The sequence below is a fragment of the Achromobacter sp. EB05 genome, assembly GCF_044232075.1.
GTDB classification, from domain to species: Bacteria; Pseudomonadota; Gammaproteobacteria; order Burkholderiales; family Burkholderiaceae_B; genus Achromobacter; species Achromobacter dolens.
The window spans coordinates 5,695,695-5,711,071 of record NZ_CP155917.1; the positions used below are offsets into that span (position 1 = coordinate 5,695,695).

14 protein-coding genes are annotated in these 15,377 nt (G+C 66.7%); 3 read left to right on the forward strand and 11 right to left on the reverse strand.

Annotated features, from left to right (window positions below):
- Positions 1 to 18 precede the first annotated feature (18 nt).
- The 3 genes from AAID08_RS25935 to AAID08_RS25945 are packed head-to-tail and all read left to right on the forward strand — an operon-like array spanning position 19 to position 3,060.
- A complete protein-coding gene (locus AAID08_RS25935; RefSeq protein ID WP_395757100.1) occupies positions 19 to 954 on the forward strand; it encodes a 3-keto-5-aminohexanoate cleavage protein in 936 nt (311 codons plus the stop codon).
- A 56-nt stretch (positions 955 to 1,010) separates the two neighbouring features.
- The gene (locus AAID08_RS25940) at positions 1,011 to 2,210 is read left to right on the forward strand and encodes an ABC transporter substrate-binding protein (RefSeq protein WP_395757101.1); all 1,200 of its coding nucleotides are present in this window, start codon (positions 1,011 to 1,013) and stop codon (positions 2,208 to 2,210) included.
- Between the two features lie 31 nt (positions 2,211 to 2,241).
- On the forward strand, positions 2,242 to 3,060 hold the full coding sequence (locus tag AAID08_RS25945) for an SDR family oxidoreductase (RefSeq protein WP_395757102.1): 819 nt from the start codon (positions 2,242 to 2,244) through the stop codon (positions 3,058 to 3,060).
- Positions 3,061 to 3,115: 55 nt separating this feature from the next.
- Here AAID08_RS25945 and AAID08_RS25950 read toward each other — a convergent pair whose 3' ends face one another.
- The 11 genes from AAID08_RS25950 to AAID08_RS26000 form a co-directional block, all read right to left on the reverse strand.
- Positions 3,116 to 4,045, reverse strand: coding sequence for a LysR family transcriptional regulator (locus AAID08_RS25950; RefSeq protein WP_054500544.1), 930 nt, complete (start codon positions 4,043 to 4,045; stop codon positions 3,116 to 3,118).
- A gap of 123 nt (positions 4,046 to 4,168) precedes the next feature.
- Entirely contained in the window at positions 4,169 to 4,765 is a 597-nt protein-coding gene (locus AAID08_RS25955) for a tail assembly protein (protein ID WP_054500543.1), read from the reverse strand.
- Positions 4,762 to 4,995: a hypothetical protein gene (locus tag AAID08_RS25960; protein WP_395757103.1), complete on the reverse strand. Its 234-nt coding sequence runs from the start codon at positions 4,993 to 4,995 to the stop codon at positions 4,762 to 4,764. The genes AAID08_RS25955 and AAID08_RS25960 overlap by 4 nt, the downstream gene beginning before the upstream one ends.
- Positions 4,976 to 5,347 carry a hypothetical protein gene (locus AAID08_RS25965; RefSeq protein WP_395757104.1) on the reverse strand — a complete coding sequence of 124 codons (372 nt, stop codon included), beginning with the start codon at positions 5,345 to 5,347 and terminating at the stop codon, positions 4,976 to 4,978. The genes AAID08_RS25960 and AAID08_RS25965 overlap by 20 nt, the downstream gene beginning before the upstream one ends.
- Positions 5,344 to 8,955, reverse strand: coding sequence for a host specificity protein J (locus tag AAID08_RS25970; RefSeq protein ID WP_395757105.1), 3,612 nt, complete (start codon positions 8,953 to 8,955; stop codon positions 5,344 to 5,346). Before AAID08_RS25970 ends, AAID08_RS25965 begins: the two co-directional genes overlap by 4 nt.
- Positions 8,952 to 9,557 carry a tail assembly protein gene (locus AAID08_RS25975; protein WP_395757106.1) on the reverse strand — a complete coding sequence of 202 codons (606 nt, stop codon included), beginning with the start codon at positions 9,555 to 9,557 and terminating at the stop codon, positions 8,952 to 8,954. Before AAID08_RS25975 ends, AAID08_RS25970 begins: the two co-directional genes overlap by 4 nt.
- Positions 9,554 to 10,333 carry a C40 family peptidase gene (locus AAID08_RS25980; protein ID WP_054500540.1) on the reverse strand — a complete coding sequence of 260 codons (780 nt, stop codon included), beginning with the start codon at positions 10,331 to 10,333 and terminating at the stop codon, positions 9,554 to 9,556. Before AAID08_RS25980 ends, AAID08_RS25975 begins: the two co-directional genes overlap by 4 nt.
- A gap of 2 nt (positions 10,334 to 10,335) precedes the next feature.
- Positions 10,336 to 11,064: a phage minor tail protein L gene (locus AAID08_RS25985; protein WP_054500539.1), complete on the reverse strand. Its 729-nt coding sequence runs from the start codon at positions 11,062 to 11,064 to the stop codon at positions 10,336 to 10,338.
- A gap of 2 nt (positions 11,065 to 11,066) precedes the next feature.
- Complete coding sequence (locus AAID08_RS25990; protein ID WP_395757107.1) at positions 11,067 to 13,709, reverse strand: pyocin knob domain-containing S74 family peptidase; 2,643 nt, start codon at positions 13,707 to 13,709, stop codon at positions 11,067 to 11,069.
- A 4-nt stretch (positions 13,710 to 13,713) separates the two neighbouring features.
- Positions 13,714 to 14,052, reverse strand: a complete 339-nt coding sequence (locus AAID08_RS25995; protein ID WP_064525089.1) for a phage tail protein — start codon at positions 14,050 to 14,052, stop codon at positions 13,714 to 13,716.
- Positions 14,053 to 14,054: 2 nt separating this feature from the next.
- Complete coding sequence (locus AAID08_RS26000) at positions 14,055 to 15,341, reverse strand: phage tail tape measure protein (RefSeq protein ID WP_064525019.1); 1,287 nt, start codon at positions 15,339 to 15,341, stop codon at positions 14,055 to 14,057.
- Positions 15,342 to 15,377 lie beyond the last annotated feature (36 nt).

Sequence of the window (15,377 nt, forward strand, 5' to 3'; positions counted from 1 at the left end):
TCCAAGAGGTCCAGGCCCATGAAGCCATCCAGGAACAAGGTCATCATCACCTGCGCCATCACCGGCTCGGTCCACACGCCGTCGATGTCGCCGCACCTGCCCGTGACGCCCGACGAGATCGCCCGCTCCGCCATCGAGGCGGCCGAGGCGGGCGCGGCCATCGTGCACTTGCACGCGCGCCGGCCGGACACGGGCCAGCCGACGCAGGACCCGGCGCTGTATGCGCAGCTCCTGCCGCGCATCAAAGCCGCGTCCGATGTGGTGATCAACATCACCACGGGCGGTTCGCCGGTGCTGCCGCTGGCCGACCGCATGGCGCCGGCGCTGCGCTTCAAGCCCGAAGTCGCGTCACTGAACATGGGCTCCATGAACTTCGGCATGTACGAACTGCTGGAGCGCTTCAAGACGTTCTCGCACACCTGGGAACGCCCCTACCTGGAAGGCAGCAACGACCTGATCTTCAAGAACACCTTCAAGGACATCGAGCACATCCTGACATCCTGCGGCGACAACGGCACGCGCTTCGAGATCGAGTGCTACGACATCGGCCACCTGTACACCGCGGCCCATTTCGTCGACCGCAAGCTGCTCAAGCCGCCTTTCCTGATCCAGTCCGTGTTCGGCATCCGGGGCGGCATCGGCACGCACCCCGAGGACGTGATGATGATGAAGCGCACCGCCGACCGCCTGTTTGGCGCCGACTACACCTGGTCGGTGCTGGCGGCCGGACGCAAGCAGACACCGCTGGCCACCATGGCCGCGACGATGGGCGGCAACGTGCGCGTGGGACTGGAAGATTCGCTGTGGGACGGGCCGGGAGAACTGGCGCGGTCCAACGCCGACCAGGTGCGGCGCATCCGCCGCATCCTGGAAGACCTGTCGCTGCAGATCGCCACGCCCGACGAAGCGCGCGCGACCCTGCAACTGAAAGGTGGCCAGGACGTTGCCTTCTGAACCAAGGCGGCGAGGCCATCCACCACAACGAGATCCGCGGGATCGAGGAGACACACATGAAAAAGACACTGTGCGCGGCCGCGCTGGCCGCCGTGCTGGGATGGACGGGCGCGGCCCGGGCCGATGAGGGCGTGATCCGCATCGGCTTCATCACCGACATGTCGGGCCTGTCGGCGGACGCCGATGGTCCCGGCGGCGCCGAGGCCATCAAGATGGCGGTGGCCGACCTGGGCGGCGTGGTGGCGGGCAAGAAGGTCGAGGTGCTGGTGGCCGACCACCAGAACCGCGCCGACATCGCCTCGTCGCGGGCCCGCGAATGGCTCGACCAGAAAGGCGTGAACATGCTGATCGCCGGCGCCAACTCGGCGGCCGCGCTGGCCATGGCCAAGGTGGCCGAAGAGAAGAAGACGCCGTTCTTCGTGGTGAGCGCGGGCGCCTCGGAACTGACCAATTCGCAATGCACGCCCTACACCGTCCATTACGTCTACGACACCGTGTCGCTGGCGCGCGGCACGGCGCGGGCGATGCTCAAGGAAGGCAACAAGGACTGGTTCTTCCTGACGGTGGACCACGCTTTCGGCCAGGCGCTCGAACGCGATGCCTCGACCGTGGTGCAGGCCGAGGGCGGAACAGTCAAGGGGCGCGTGCGCCATCCGCTGAGCACGGCGGACTTCTCGTCCTTCATCCTGCAGGCGCAGGCGTCGGGCGCCTCGGTGCTGGGGCTGGCCAACTCCGCCAGCGACACCAGCAACGCGGTCAAGGCGGCGGCCGAATTCGGGTTGACGCCGAAGATGAAGATCGCCGGCCTGCTGGTGCTGATCACCGACATCCACGCGCTCGGCCTGCCGGCGGCGCAGGGCATGTACCTGACCACGGCGTGGTATTGGGACCAGGACGACGCGTCGCGCCAGTGGGCGGCGCGCTTCGAGGAGAAGATGAAGAAGAAGCCGTCGATGCTGCAGGCCGGCGACTACTCGGCCACCACCACCTACCTGAAGGCCGTGGCCGCCACCGGCAGCACCGATGGCGACACGGTCATGAAGTGGCTGAAGGCCAATCCGGTGAACGACTTCTTCGTGAAAGACGGCAGGATCCGCGCCGACGGCCTGATGGTGCACGACATGTTCCTGATGCAGGTGAAGACGCCAACAGAATCGAAGGGGCCTTGGGACTACTACAAGCTGGTGGCGCGCGCGCCGGGCGACCAGATCTATACCTCGCCGGCCGAATCGACCTGCCGCCTGATGAAACCCTGATCCCGCGCGGGTCATCCCTGGAGGAACGAGCATGACTGTGAAGAACCCCGTCCCGGCGGACATCGGCGCCCTGCCCGTGGACCTGTCGGGAAAACGCGTCATCGTCACGGCGGGCGCGGCCGGCATCGGCGCGGCCATCGCCAGCGCATTCGCGGCGCGCGGCGCGCGGGTGCATGTGTGCGATGTGGACGAACAGGCGCTCGCGGCCTGCCCGCATCCCCATTCGCGCGCCGACGTGAGCCGGCGCGATGAAATCGAGCGCTACATGGGCGAGGCGCTGTCGCACCTGGGCGGACTCGACGTGCTGGTGAACAACGCCGGCATCGCCGGGCCGACCGCCGGCATCGGCGACATCGCCCCGCGGGACCTGGACGCGACGCTGGACATCAACCTGGCGGCGCAGTTCCATACCGTGCGGCACGCGCTGCCGGCGCTGCGCGAGGCGGGCGGCGGCAGCATCATCAATATCAGCTCGGTCGCCGGCCGCATGGGCGTGCCGATGCGCACGCCCTACGCCGCCAGCAAGTGGGGCGTGGTCGGCCTGACCCGCTCGCTGGCGGTGGAGCTGGGCGGCTACGGCATCCGCGTCAACGCGCTGCTGCCGGGCCTGGTGGCGGGGCCGCGCATCGACCGCGTGATCGAGGCCCGCGCCCGCAACATGGGCGTGACGGTGGCCGAGGAAACACGGCTCGAACTGGCCGGTGTCAGCCTGGGGCAGTTCGTGCGCGCGGCGGACATCGCCAACATGGCGCTGTTCCTGGCGAGTCCCTTCGGCGCGATGGTCAGCGGACAGGCCATCAGCATCGACGGCGACCTGCAATCGCTGCCGTGGCAACCGCCCGCGGACTGAGGATCTTCCCCTGCCGCACCGGGGCGCGCGGCCACCGGCGCTCGGCGCCCGGCGCCTAAGCGAGCAACTGGATCGTTTGCTCGTACACCCCCCGTTGCCGTTCGCGGGCGGCCGCGTGCAGCGCCTCGACCAGGCGCTCGCTCGGCTCCTGGCTGGCCGCCTCGTTGCGCGCGATCAACACGAAATCGAACCACTGGCGCGAAGCCAACGGCAGCGCCACCAGTTCCGGATAGGCTGTCGCGATGTCTGCCGCCGACAGCGCGTTGACCATGCTGACACCGCGCACCGCGCATACGGTGCCGGCCAGCAGCGACATATGGGCCCGCATGCCGGAGCGCAACTGCATCGACTCGGCGATGTCGCCCTGGGGCATGACGTAGTCGGACCACAAGGGCTGCACGTAGCTATCGGGGCGGATGTCGCCGACCCTCACGACATCGCCACGCGCAAGGCAATGCTCGCGATGCACGATGGCCATGACCTCGGTGCGCAGGAAGGGCCGGAACGCCAGCCGCGCGCTCTGCTGCGACACCGCCCCCAGCCCGAAATCGGCGCGCATGGTGTCGACGGCGCTGATCGCCTGCACCGATGACTCCAGATCGAGCGAGAACGGCCTCGTGCCATTGGCTTTAAGGTAGCGGCGCACCGCGTCGGGCGCGTAGGAAAGCGCCAGCGCGGGCGAACAGGCAATGCGCAGCCCGCGGCCGCCGAACTGCTCGATGCTGTGCAGCGCCTCGTCGATGCGCACCAATTCATCCAGCACGAACTTGGCCTCGCCGTACAGGTACTGGCCGGCCTCGGTGGGCCGCAGCGTCTTGTGGGAGCGGTCGAACAACTGCACGCCGGTCGACTGTTCGAGCCGCGAGATGGCGTGGCTGACCGCCGGCTGCGTGAGGTGCATGGCCTGCGCGGCCTGCCGGGTGGATCCGGTCATGACCACGGTGTAGAAGATGCGCAGGTCGTGGATGTTGAAATTGCGTTTCATGCGGCGTCGCGGCTCCACTGTTGGCGCGGAGGCTCGCTCCGCCCGATGCCTGATTCTAGGTCGAGAAGACCGCCAAGGGCTGGCGGGCCGGACGGGCAACCGTCCGGTATCCGCGAATCGCCGTCACACCTGGTCTTCGGAGTAGATGCCCGCCGAGATGGTGGCGCTGCCCACGAACATCTCGCCATACAGCACCGGCACGGGATTGCCCTGCGCCGTGGTGTTGACCGGGCCGTTGAAGTTGTACGACGCGCCGTTATTGGGCCCGTCCTTGACGCTCAGGGCGCGCTGCTGCGGCGTGAGCAACTGCACCACGCCGCCCAGCGTCATGGCCAGGCCCATGGTCATCAGCGAAGTGCTGGCGCCCGCCCACAACGCGACGTTGATACCGGGGATGAAGGACGCGACGATCATCGCCACGCCCACCACCACCTGCATCAGGCCGCCACGCTTGGCGCCGGTGGGCATGGGCGCGATGCGGATGTCTTCACGGCCCGCAGGCCGCGCCAGTTCGCTTTCCTCCAGGTTGCGGCGGCCGAGGAAGCAGGCGTAGCGCACGCCCCGGGATTCGCTGTCGAGCAGGCGGGCCTCGAAGCCGGGCAGCAATACGCACAGTGCGCGTACCGCTTCGGCGGTGCTGGAGACGGCCAGCCGGTGCAGCCGGCCGAACTCCGCGCCCAGCCGGCCGTAGAGGCGGACGGTTGTGAGGGGTTGGGTCATGCCTGGCTCTCCGGCAGTCCTTGCGGCGCGGCCGCGGCGTCGGCCGGCTTCGGGTAGCGCTGCTTGACGTTATGACATTGCGCCACCCAGCTCGTCACCTCGTCGGGCAGCGCCTGGCCCGACGCCTGCAGGTGCGCGGCGAACTTCATGATCGCGTCGAGCTGGTCGCCGATGGCGGGATAGGCACGGGCGCGCAGCGGCGCGTAGGGTTCATAGTGGCGGATTTTCAATTTCAAACTCCTTGTCCATTTGTGGCCAGGCTCGGACGGTGACGCGGTACCTGCCAGGCTGGTTGAATTCCAGATGCACGCTTTCTTCAGTGCAAAGGTATTCCTCTCGATTGATGCCGATCAGACTGGGAATCAGCAAGCCGGACAACACGTTTCCCGTCAGTACCGCGGAGCATGCCGGCCGGGGCTTGATTTTTCCTGCCTCGACGTACTGGGTCTCCCCATCGACCGGTCCGTTGACATATCCGGCGGCGCCATTCAAGGAAACTATCGCTTCCAGTTGATCGGCTTGCTGCAAGGACAGCACGTACAAGACCCGGCCATCGGCGTCGTACAAAGAGTAGATATTCATCGCAAGAGTCCCATCAGAGCCATGTTCCCGTTCGCATGAGCGCTACCGTTGATCGGTCGTGGAAAGGTAATCGTCAGCGTATAAGTCCCCGGATCCAGGAGACCGCTCAGCCAGGATTGGCTGTTGCCACTGAAGCCAAAGTTGGAGGTCATTGTCGGCCTCGGGTCCGGATCTCCCAGCCAGTTTCCGTCGCCAATGCCGAACTCATAGTTCTGCATCATCATCAACCGAGCAGGCACGTTCAAATAGATGGACAAGCTTGCCGTCGTCGAACCCGAATATCGTCCCCACTGCAGGCTGTATGTGGTCGAGTTATTGACCACCACTGCGCCGCTGGCGATCCGCAACGTATCCACCTGCGCCACGCCGATATGCGCGGTCTTGATGTATGCCGATCCGAAGGTTGCCAGCTTGGCTGCCAGGACATCGGCATCCAGGCGGTCGGCATTGATGGAGCCAGTATTGATCTTCCCCGCGTCCAGGCTCCGGATCATCGCATTCGTGATCTTCGCCGAACCGATCAAGGCGTCGTTGATGAACGTCTGCCCGTTCTCGATCACGAACGGCGTGGTCGTCGCGCCGTTGGCCACGTTCAGCAGCGCCAGCCGGTCGGCCTGGAAGTACACCGAGGTCTGCATCTGGCCATCCGGCTGGGAGTAGGCGCCCAGCGACATGCCCGCTGCGTAGATCTTGTTGTCCTTCGTGACCTGGGCCTTGATGCTCCAGGTGGCCTTGAGCTGGCCGTCGACGTCCACCAGCGCATTGCGCGTTTCCTGCACGCCGGCGGCCGCGCCGTTGGCGGTCGCCATCACCGTGTCGACGCGCGCGGACAGCGCCCCATCGGCATCGGCCCGCTTGGTCTCCTCCGCCGTGATCGCTGCGCGGGTCTCGTCCAGGCCGGTGGTCAGGCCATCGATGGTGCCGGTCAGCTCCTGGGCCAGTTCGTCGCGGCTGATCTTGCCGTTCAGGTATTCCAGGATCTCGCTGGCTTCCCAACTGGACTCGCCCATCACGCCCTGGCCGCCCGGATACCAGGCGCCGATCTCGCCGTTCAGGGCAACGATTCGGCCCCAGAAGTAGAAGCGCTTGCCGGCCGCCAGCCCCATCAGGGTATGCGCGCTTTGCGGGAAGGCGAAGTCGCCCAGCTTGACGGCGCTGGCGCGGTCGTCGGACGCGCTGTACCAGATCTCGGTGCGCTGGGCGGTGAAACGCCCTTCCGGAAAGGCCCAGCGCAGGTCGATGCCGAACACCAGCGGTTTGGCGGCCAGCAGCGCCAACGCCGGCGGCGGCGCGATGTCGCCTTCCAGCATTGTCTCGGTGGAGTTGACCCACACCGACGAGATGTCCGACACGTTGATCGCCCGCACCCGCGCCACGTAGGCGCCGGCGCGGATATCCGGCAATTCCAGCGTCAGCGCGCCGGTGCGGCCCGCTTCGACCCAGTCGGAATTGTCGCGCCGCCACTGCACCTGGTACGCCACGGCCGACGGCGCCGCGTCCCAGCTAATGACGCCGACGTGCCGCGCCAGGCCCTGGTCGATCACCGAGCGCGAGGCCAGGCGGATGTTCACAGGGGCCGGTTGCACCGACGGCGGCACGACGGTGATCGGCTTGGGATCGAGTCGCGTGCCGAAATCGACGTTGTCGAACTTGCCAGGTTCGTGCTGCACGGCGGCGATCTCAGCCACCAGGCCTTCCTTGCGCTTGACGCTCAACACGCGGAACGTCTGCGCCGACAGGGCCTCGGACTCCAGCGTCCACACGCACTCGGCCTGCGGCGCCTGCGAGAACGGCGTGGTGACCGTGATGTGCAGCACCGTGCCGGGCAGGCCGACCAGGTCGGCGGTCAGCTCGGTCGAGTCCACCGTGAAGACGGTGTTGTCCACGGTCAGGCCGGTGCCCACCGCGGTCGCCACCACGCGGGTCTCCGACAGGCCGTTGGGCAGGTTGACGGTCAGGCGGTCGCCCGGCCGCACGCCGAGTTCGGCGTCAACCGTGACCTGCGTCGCCGAGCCTTCGCGGATGCGGCCGCCGATGCGGCGGCCCGCCAGATGCTGGTCGGCCACGCGAATGACGCTGCCCGGCCGCACACGGCAGGCGTCCAGGCCCACCGAGAACGTGACCGAGCGCGTCTCCAGGTTGGAGGTCAGCAGCATCCACTTGCCGATCCGGTGCGCCTGGCCGCGCGAGGTGCAGCCGAACCCGGTCACTTCCACCTGCTGAATGCCGTAACGCGCTATGCCCTCGCGGTTCTCGACATACTCGACCTTCTGGCGGCCCATCTCGGACATGTCGTTCCAAGACACCAGCGCCACCGTATAGCGCGTGGTCAGCGCCGAGCCGACGTAGTTGAAGCGCCCATCGACCACGTTGGCCGACGAGAAGGTGTAGACCGGATCGCCCGGCATGTCGGCCGAGGCGAACACGGCGGCGTTGGCCCAATAGGCCATGCCGCGAAAGATCGAGGCGAAGTCCTGCACTACCCGGTAGGCATCGGCCGCTTGTTGCAGGTAGACGTTGCAGGTAAAGCGCGGCTCCTTGCCGCCGAAGCCGTCATCGACCATCTCGTCGCAGTAGCGGCCTATCTGGTACAGGCCCCACTTGTCGAGCCAGCCCGCCGGCACGCGCGTGCCCAGGCCGTAGCGGTCGTTGCTGATGAGGTCGTAGAACACCCACGCCGGGTTGTTGGTCCAGGCCAGCTTGAAGGTGCCGTCCCACACGCCGTCATAGCGGCGCAGGTCCGGGTGATAGTTGGACGGCACCCGGATGATGCGGCCGCGCACGTGATACGCGCGGGTGGGAATGCTCTGGAACTGCGACGCGTCGATCTTGATGCCCACCAGCGCCGACATCGGATAGCGCAGCTTGGCGTCGACGATCTCGGTGACCGTGTCCACCACGGTGCGGTCCGAGATGGTGTTGCTGTTGGCGTTGGGCGTCACGCGGCGCACGCGCACGGTCCAGCCCTGGCGCGCGCGCGGCAGCTCGATGCGGTGCGAGCGCGTATAGCGCTGGGTGGTCTTGCCGTCGAACGCGGTCGACAGCACCGTCTGGTAGCCGGCGCCGTCGGTGTTCAGCTCGATCACGTATTCGACGCGGTAGCCGTTGATGTCGCCGTTCTTGGTATCCGCGCGGCTCAGGCCTTCGACCGCCAGCGTGACGCGCACGGCCGAGGCCTGCAGGTTGGTGAACAGACGCGTCCACGGCTGGCTCGACTTGAGCTCGGCGTTGATGCCGATGGTGTTTTCCGACGCGGGAAAGCCGGGCAGCGGCTCCTGCAACTGCGTGCCGGTGCGAAAGTCGATCGACGCGCCGGTGAAGTTCAGCGAGCCGTCCTCGTTGGCCACGGGCGTGCCGTTCAGGTAGACATCGCGCAGCGCGTTGTCCATGCCATGCACGGGGCCGTAGATCTCGCCTTCGCCCAGCAGGTCGATGACGCGCGCGTAGGCGGTGCTGTGCAGGCTGTCGGGCGATTCCACCGGCGTGCGGCCGCCGCCGCCGCCCTTGCCCTTGTGGCCGACAAGGCCCCGGCCCTCGGCCAGCGGCTTGCCGCCAAAAGAAAAGGCGCCCGCGGGCGCCCTGTTCCTGATGCGATGTCGTTGTTTCATACCTGGTCTTCCGAATAGATGCCTGCGGAGATCGTGGCGCTGCCGACGAACATTTCCCCGTACAACAGCGGCACGGGATTGCCCTGTGCCGTCGTGTTGACGGGCCCGTTGAAGTTGTAGGAGGCGCCGTTCTCCGGCCGATCCCTGGCGCTGAGCAGCCTCTGCTGCGGCGACAGCAGTTGCGCGACGCCGCCCAGCATCATCGACAGGCCCAGCGTGGCCGTGGCCTGAATCATGCCCCCCGCCGTGAACGCCGCCGTCAGGCCGCCGCTGTAGAACGCCGCCGCGGCGATCAACGCCGCCCCCAGCACCGTCTGGAACAGGCCGCCGTTCTTGGCGCCCGCCAGCACCGGCGCGATGCGGATGGCATCCGCGCCCACTGGATGCCCCAATTCGTCTTCCGACAGATTGCGGCGGCCGGCAAAGCAGGCGAAGCGCACGCCCCGTTGCTCGCTGTTCGCGAGCGCACGTTCGAAGCCCGGCAACAGCGCGCACAGCGCCCGCACCGCCTCGGCCGGACTGGCCACGGCCAGACGGTGCTCGCGGCCGAAGCGCGCGCCCAGCCAGCCGTAGAGTCGCACCACTCGTGCCCTGTCGTTCATGTCTTTTCTCCATGGCGCAGCACCACCCGGGTGGCTTCACGCCAGAATCCACCGTACACGACTCGCTCGGAGTCGCGCCCATACAGGTGATGCAGCATCGCGTCGGGCAGCGGAAACAGGTCCGGCGCTTCGCTCAACGGCTGCGCGCCGAGGAAGACGCCGGCATGGTTGGCGCGGTCCGAACGCACCTGCATCACCACCACGTCGCCCGGCGCCAGCGCTTCATGCGGCTGCAGCGGGCGAAAGCCCGCCTCGGCGTAGTGATCCATGTACAGATCGCCGGCGCGGCCAGGTTCCCACCAGCCATCCTCGCGCGGGAAGTCCGGCAGGGTGATGCCGCGTTCGCGCGCATACCAGTCGCGCACCAGCGAATAGCAATCGAGCACGCCGTGGGCGAACTGGCGCCCCAGCAGCGGCGCCTGGAAGCCCTCCGGCGTGAAGCCGCGGATCTCGCCGGCCTTGACCTTGCCGTCCAGATCCTTGGCCACGGCAACGATGTACCAGGGCAGGCCGGAGGCCTCGCAGGCCACCCGGTCGGCTTCGCTGGGCAGCGCCGCCGCATCCGGGTGCGAGTGCACCACGGCCGTGATCCGGCCGCTTTCCTCGGCCGCCGCGTAGTCCTGCGCCGACATGACGAAGTGCTCTTCGCTGGCGGCGGTATTGCGGCACGGCACATACCATTCGCGTCGGCCCGCCTTGACCACCAGCCCGCAGCATTCCTGCGGATACGTCGCCACGCCATGGTCGCGGATGGCCTGCATCGTGCGTTTGAGCATGGCTATCCCCTGACCAGGTCGGCGGACGGAAAGCCGCCGAAGTTAATGACTTCGTATTCGCCGAAGCGCTTCTTGCAGTCGGACATCAGGCCCGAACAGCGGTCCAGCGTCGGATCGCTGACCGGCTTGCCATCCAGGTCGAACATGCGGCTGCCGGTGTAACCACAGTAGGGACCGCGATAACCGCCCTTGCGCAGCCACGAGCACACGCCGGCGATGATCGGCCGGTCGGGAAGCTTCTGGCCGTTGAAATCCAGCGCGCTGGACAGCGAGAATTCGACCACCTCGGCGGTTTCGGCGGTCTTTTGCTGCACCAGCCAGACTTCCTGCGGCAACTCTTCCTGCGGGTCGGCGGTGGGATTGCCCTGCGGGAAATTGACCGCATCCAGGTACTTCCCGAGCGTGCGACGCACCACCACGCGCGCGCCCACCAGGTCGTCCAGGTGGACGCAAAGCGCCGAGATCACGCCCACCACCGGCTTACCCTTGTCGTCCTGCCCAATGTTGCCCACGGACAGCGTCGGCGAGGGCTGCTGGCCCTCTCCCACCAGTTCGAACCCTTCGGCGCGGATGGCCCACGGATCGTACTGCTGCCCCTGCCACCAGATGGGTCCCACTTGCGTGTAGCCATGGAAACGCAGGACCTGGCCGCCGATGGCCGTCGCATCCAGCTCGAACAGCTCGACCAATGCGCCGACTTCCAGCTTTTGAACGTCTGAATAAATACCCATTGCTATTCCTCTTCAGCCTGCCGTGGCGGTTGTCCGGACTCGCCGTCCCCGCCACGCAGGCGCTCGACCTGCCTGGTCAGTTCCTCGATACGCCGGTGCATTTCCTGCATGGCGCAGACCATGCGCGCGACCAGCTTGGAGCTGTCGACGCCTTGCAGCTTCATGCGTGGCGCGGCGCCGTGGACATCGGTCATGACCGCGTCCTTTTCGCCCGACACGGCCAGCGGCGCCACTTCCTGCAGTTCATGCGCGATGAAGCCATCCTGCGCGCTGTCGTCCATCACCATCCGGAACGTGCGTGGCCGCATGCGCAGCACGGACCGCAAGGCCCATGCGCCGTCCATATCCTCGATGTCGTACTTCACGCGGTAGTCCGACGTGGTGTTGTACGAGGTTGCCGACGGCGAGGTCTGGATGGTGCCCACCAGCCCGCCTGCGGCGTTGGTGAACACGATGGGCGACGTGTTGTCCGCCTGCGGGCTATACAGCGTGCCGAAGCGGCTGCCGCCGCCTTCGAAGTTGATGGCCTGCCGCACCAGGTAATTGCGGCTGTATTCCGCGCCCAGGACCCAGGTGGCGGCGGTGTTGATGCGTCCGCAGTCATAGCCGATGACTTCGAATATCAGCGGCTGGTAGGCGCCCGTCCCGGTTCTGCCGCTGGTGATGTACGAGCCCGACGGAAAGCATTGCAAGGACAGCACGCTGGCGTTGGCGCCGCTGTCCTGCCACACGTTCACGCGGCTGCCCGCGGCGGCGGTGCCGGGTGCGACATTCAGGTTGCCCGTGCCCGACAGGCTCTGGAAAACCCCGCCCGCATTGGGACCAAAGCCCATCGCGCCGCGGACTTTCCAGGCGGCGGAATCAAACACCAGGTCCTGCGCCACGCTCGGATCGTATTTCGCGTAGGCCGTTCCATTCCAGCGGTGCCAGCCCGCGCCGTCGACGTAGATGTCGCCACAATCCGCGGTCGGCATCTGCAGCGCATTGCTCCAGCTACCCACGGCGCGCCACGGTTGCCAGCCGCCGTTGGTGGTGTTGCCGTGGCGCACATAGCGGCGCGGCTTCTGGCCGGTGAAGAGCACCGACACTTCCTGGCAAACGATCCCCGCCGACAACCAATAGACATTCATGTAGCCGGCATTGACGGCGGCGCTGGGCGGCCAGTTCGATCCGGCCGACATGGGCGTCGCCGCTCCCCAGGTGTAGAACGTGTTGTCCGAGACCAGCGTGTTGGCGTCCGTCGCGGCGGTCAGGTAGACATGCGTCATCGCCTGATCGGCGCGGGCCTGTTCGAACCACGGCCCCCAGGTGGCGACGCCCGCGCTCTGGAAACGGTTGCGGATGAACTTGCGCGGATTGGCCAGCGTATAGGTGGTGTACTCCTGGTACACCGCGTTGTTGCTGCCGGTACCGAATTTCACCGACAGCAGGCCGGCCAGCGGCGCGGGATAGTTCGCCCCGGCCGCCGCGGCCGCATTGGTGTTCTGGCTGTAGTCGCCCGGCGTAGCATAGGTATCCAAGTCATCCGCAGCGCCCAACGGCCGCGCGTTGACGCCCGGGATCTGCGCCTGCGGCACCTTGCCGGCAGCGTCCAGTGTGGCAATGCCGCCCGGCGCTGCCAGTTGCCCTGAATCGACGCTGGCCACCCAGGGCGACCAGGTTCCGGTGATCAGCGAACGGTTATATACCTTGTTGCCATTGCCGGCGTAATACACCTGGCACACCCCGGAGGTAACGCTGGCGCCGCCCTGGGGCGAGGCAGACATGACCAGCAGGTAGCCCGACTGTCCGACCGGAAAATTGCTGCCCCCGGCCGCGATCGCCGACGAGGCGACGGCCCACAGGCCCCGTTGCGTATAGCTGTTCAGATCCTGCGCGGCCGCCATCGATCCGGCATAGGACACCACGGTCGAGACGTCGGTCAGTTCCTTCCAGGCGGACCAGGCGGTCGCCGACACCCGCACGCGCCAGAAGCGCTGCATGGCGGCCGCAACATTGGTGCGAGTGGTGTAGACCTGCGCCACCGGCGTGCCGGTGGCCGTGACTTCAAGAAAGCCGACGTTGGCCACCGGATAATTGGCGCCCGCCGTGGCCCCGGCGATGGCGGACTGATAGAACGAACCCGGCGTGGCGTAGTCATTCAGATCGTGCGCGGTCGTCGGCAGGACGGCCGCAAACGCGCTCGGGATCTGCGCCACGGGCACCTTGCCATTCGCATCCAGCGTGGCCAGACCATTGGCGGCCCCTTTCTGCGACAGCGCCGGCAACTCCTGCCAGGCGGCCCAGATGCCACCATAGAACGAACGCCAGAAACGACGCGAATAGGCGCCCGACCGGTACTGGGTGTATTCCTGGTATACGAACAGGCCGTCCGCGGAAGCCGCCACTTCCAGCAGGCCGGCGTTCGCGATCGGATAGTTGCTGCCCGTCAACGCGTTGGCGTTGGCACCCTGATGATAGCGTCCGGGGTTGGTCAGCGTGTTCAGGTCCACTGTCGCGCCAAGCGTCGACGCATTCCACAGGCCAGCCAGTCCGGACTGCACGTCGGCGAAGTTCGCGTTCACCTTCTGCATGGCCACGCGCAGCGGATCGCCCGCCTGGTCGTTGTCGGTCTTGCCGACATTGATCGCTTGTAGGGTTGCCATGGTGTCAGGGCCTGAAGACTTGTTGGAAGGTCACGGCCAGCGAGTACATCTCGCCGCCCATCGCGGTCAGGTCGTAATCCGTCGCGGCGTAGTAGCCCGGCTCGCCCAGCGGCGGTTGCCACTGGAAGGCCCGATACCCCTGGTGCCGGTCCAGGAATGCCACGATCGGCCCGACCTGCGCTCCCGAGCCGGAGAACTGCAGCGGCCACGAGGCCACTTTGTTGTTGATGCCGTCGGCCGCGGTCTGGCGGTAGCCATCGCCGAACTGCGCGCTCAGCACGCGAAACTTGGTCCGCCCTTGCGGATTGACGCGCGGCGACCAGGTGAAGGTTTCGATTGCCATGATCATGCCCCCGCTAAACGGTTGTTGTTGGCTTGCCAGGCCAGGCCGCCCTGGCGATACGATTGCGTCATGCGGCGGTCCACAAGCTGGGTGACGTATTCGCCGATCTGCTGGCCGAACTGCTGCCACCCGCCCTCGCCCGATTCGCTCGAGGAACTGACGTTGCCGTCCTGCACGTAGACATTGACGGATACCCCGCCGGCGGTCTGGCCCGTGTCACCGCCCACATTCGGGAAGGCGGCGCGGATGCCGAGCGAGCCGTCGGCGCCGCGATGCAGCGGCATGATGGCCTCGGGGCCGGCTTCGCCCATGACGCCCATGGGGAAGGCGACGGGGCTGGAGACCATCCCGTTTGTGAAGGCGTTGCCCTTGGCGTTCAGGGAAACGGGAAACGCCTGGGCCACCGATGGCACGATGGCGCTGGCGCTACTTGCGCCACCCGAACCGAACAACCCGGCAATGAAGCCGCCCGCCTGGCCAATCCAGCCCCCCAGGCCGCCCGAACCCGACATGAATTCCTTGCCCAGCAACGTCTCCATGAGCTGGGCGGAGGCGGCCGATGTCACCATCTTCGCCACGTTGTCCAGGAACGACAGCCCCATCTTGTCGAATTTCTCGGAGACGAAGTCGTACATCTTGGTGCCCAGGATGTCCTGGATCTTGCCCGCACCGTTGCGCGCCGATTCGAGCAGCTTGTCGTTCACCTTCGCCATGAAGTCGCCGTCTTTCTCGACGAGCCCGAGATTGCGCCGTTCCTTGTCGTACTTGTCCTGGCTGAGCGTGCCATCTCGCAGCGCGTCGTCGAGCGCCCATTGCTTCTGAGTCCTCTCGCGTCTGGATTCCGCATCGGGATCCGCGAGATTCTCGATATAGGCGCGCATCTTCGTCTGGTCGCGCAGCCTGTCGAGATCCCACGCGGCGGTCGTCAGGCTGTACTTGTCGCTGGGACTCTCACCCGCGAATCGGCCGGCCTCGGTTTCGTACTCCATCTTCGCGGTTTCGGATGAACGGCCCAGCATCGCGCCGGCCTTCTTCATTTCCGCCAGCGCCTGCTCGACCGCCTCGGACCGGATCGCCTGGGCATGCTTGTTCAGCGCGTCCGTCGACTTTTTCTTGCCGTCGGTGCCCTTGTCGGTGGTGTCGTTGCTTTTCTGGCACACGGTCGCGGCCCGCGCAACGGCGCTCTCCCATGCCCGCCGGGCCGCCGCATTGCGATTGAGCTCGAGGGTGTTCTGTCTGAGCGCCCTGTTTTCCGCCTCGATATTCGCGGCGTTATTGTTGTTTGCCATGGTCCTATACCTCACATAGATCCGCCTCCGGCCCGC

Excerpts from the sequence above, each read along its gene's own strand:
- AAID08_RS25935 (WP_395757100.1), top strand. The coding sequence starts at position 19 with ATGAAGCCATCCAGGAACAAGGTCATCATCACCTGCGCCATCACCGGC.
- AAID08_RS25940 (WP_395757101.1), top strand. The coding sequence starts at position 1,011 with ATGAAAAAGACACTGTGCGCGGCCGCGCTGGCCGCCGTGCTGGGATGG.
- AAID08_RS25945 (WP_395757102.1), top strand. The coding sequence starts at position 2,242 with ATGACTGTGAAGAACCCCGTCCCGGCGGACATCGGCGCCCTGCCCGTG.
- AAID08_RS25950 (WP_054500544.1), bottom strand. The coding sequence starts at position 4,045 with ATGAAACGCAATTTCAACATCCACGACCTGCGCATCTTCTACACCGTG.
- AAID08_RS25955 (WP_054500543.1), bottom strand. The coding sequence starts at position 4,765 with ATGACCCAACCCCTCACAACCGTCCGCCTCTACGGCCGGCTGGGCGCG.
- AAID08_RS25965 (WP_395757104.1), bottom strand. The coding sequence starts at position 5,347 with ATGAATATCTACTCTTTGTACGACGCCGATGGCCGGGTCTTGTACGTG.
- AAID08_RS25970 (WP_395757105.1), bottom strand. The coding sequence starts at position 8,955 with ATGAAACAACGACATCGCATCAGGAACAGGGCGCCCGCGGGCGCCTTT.
- AAID08_RS25975 (WP_395757106.1), bottom strand. The coding sequence starts at position 9,557 with ATGAACGACAGGGCACGAGTGGTGCGACTCTACGGCTGGCTGGGCGCG.
- AAID08_RS25980 (WP_054500540.1), bottom strand. The coding sequence starts at position 10,333 with ATGCTCAAACGCACGATGCAGGCCATCCGCGACCATGGCGTGGCGACG.
- AAID08_RS25985 (WP_054500539.1), bottom strand. The coding sequence starts at position 11,064 with ATGGGTATTTATTCAGACGTTCAAAAGCTGGAAGTCGGCGCATTGGTC.
- AAID08_RS25990 (WP_395757107.1), bottom strand. The coding sequence starts at position 13,709 with ATGGCAACCCTACAAGCGATCAATGTCGGCAAGACCGACAACGACCAG.
- AAID08_RS25995 (WP_064525089.1), bottom strand. The coding sequence starts at position 14,052 with ATGGCAATCGAAACCTTCACCTGGTCGCCGCGCGTCAATCCGCAAGGG.
- AAID08_RS26000 (WP_064525019.1), bottom strand. The coding sequence starts at position 15,341 with ATGGCAAACAACAATAACGCCGCGAATATCGAGGCGGAAAACAGGGCG.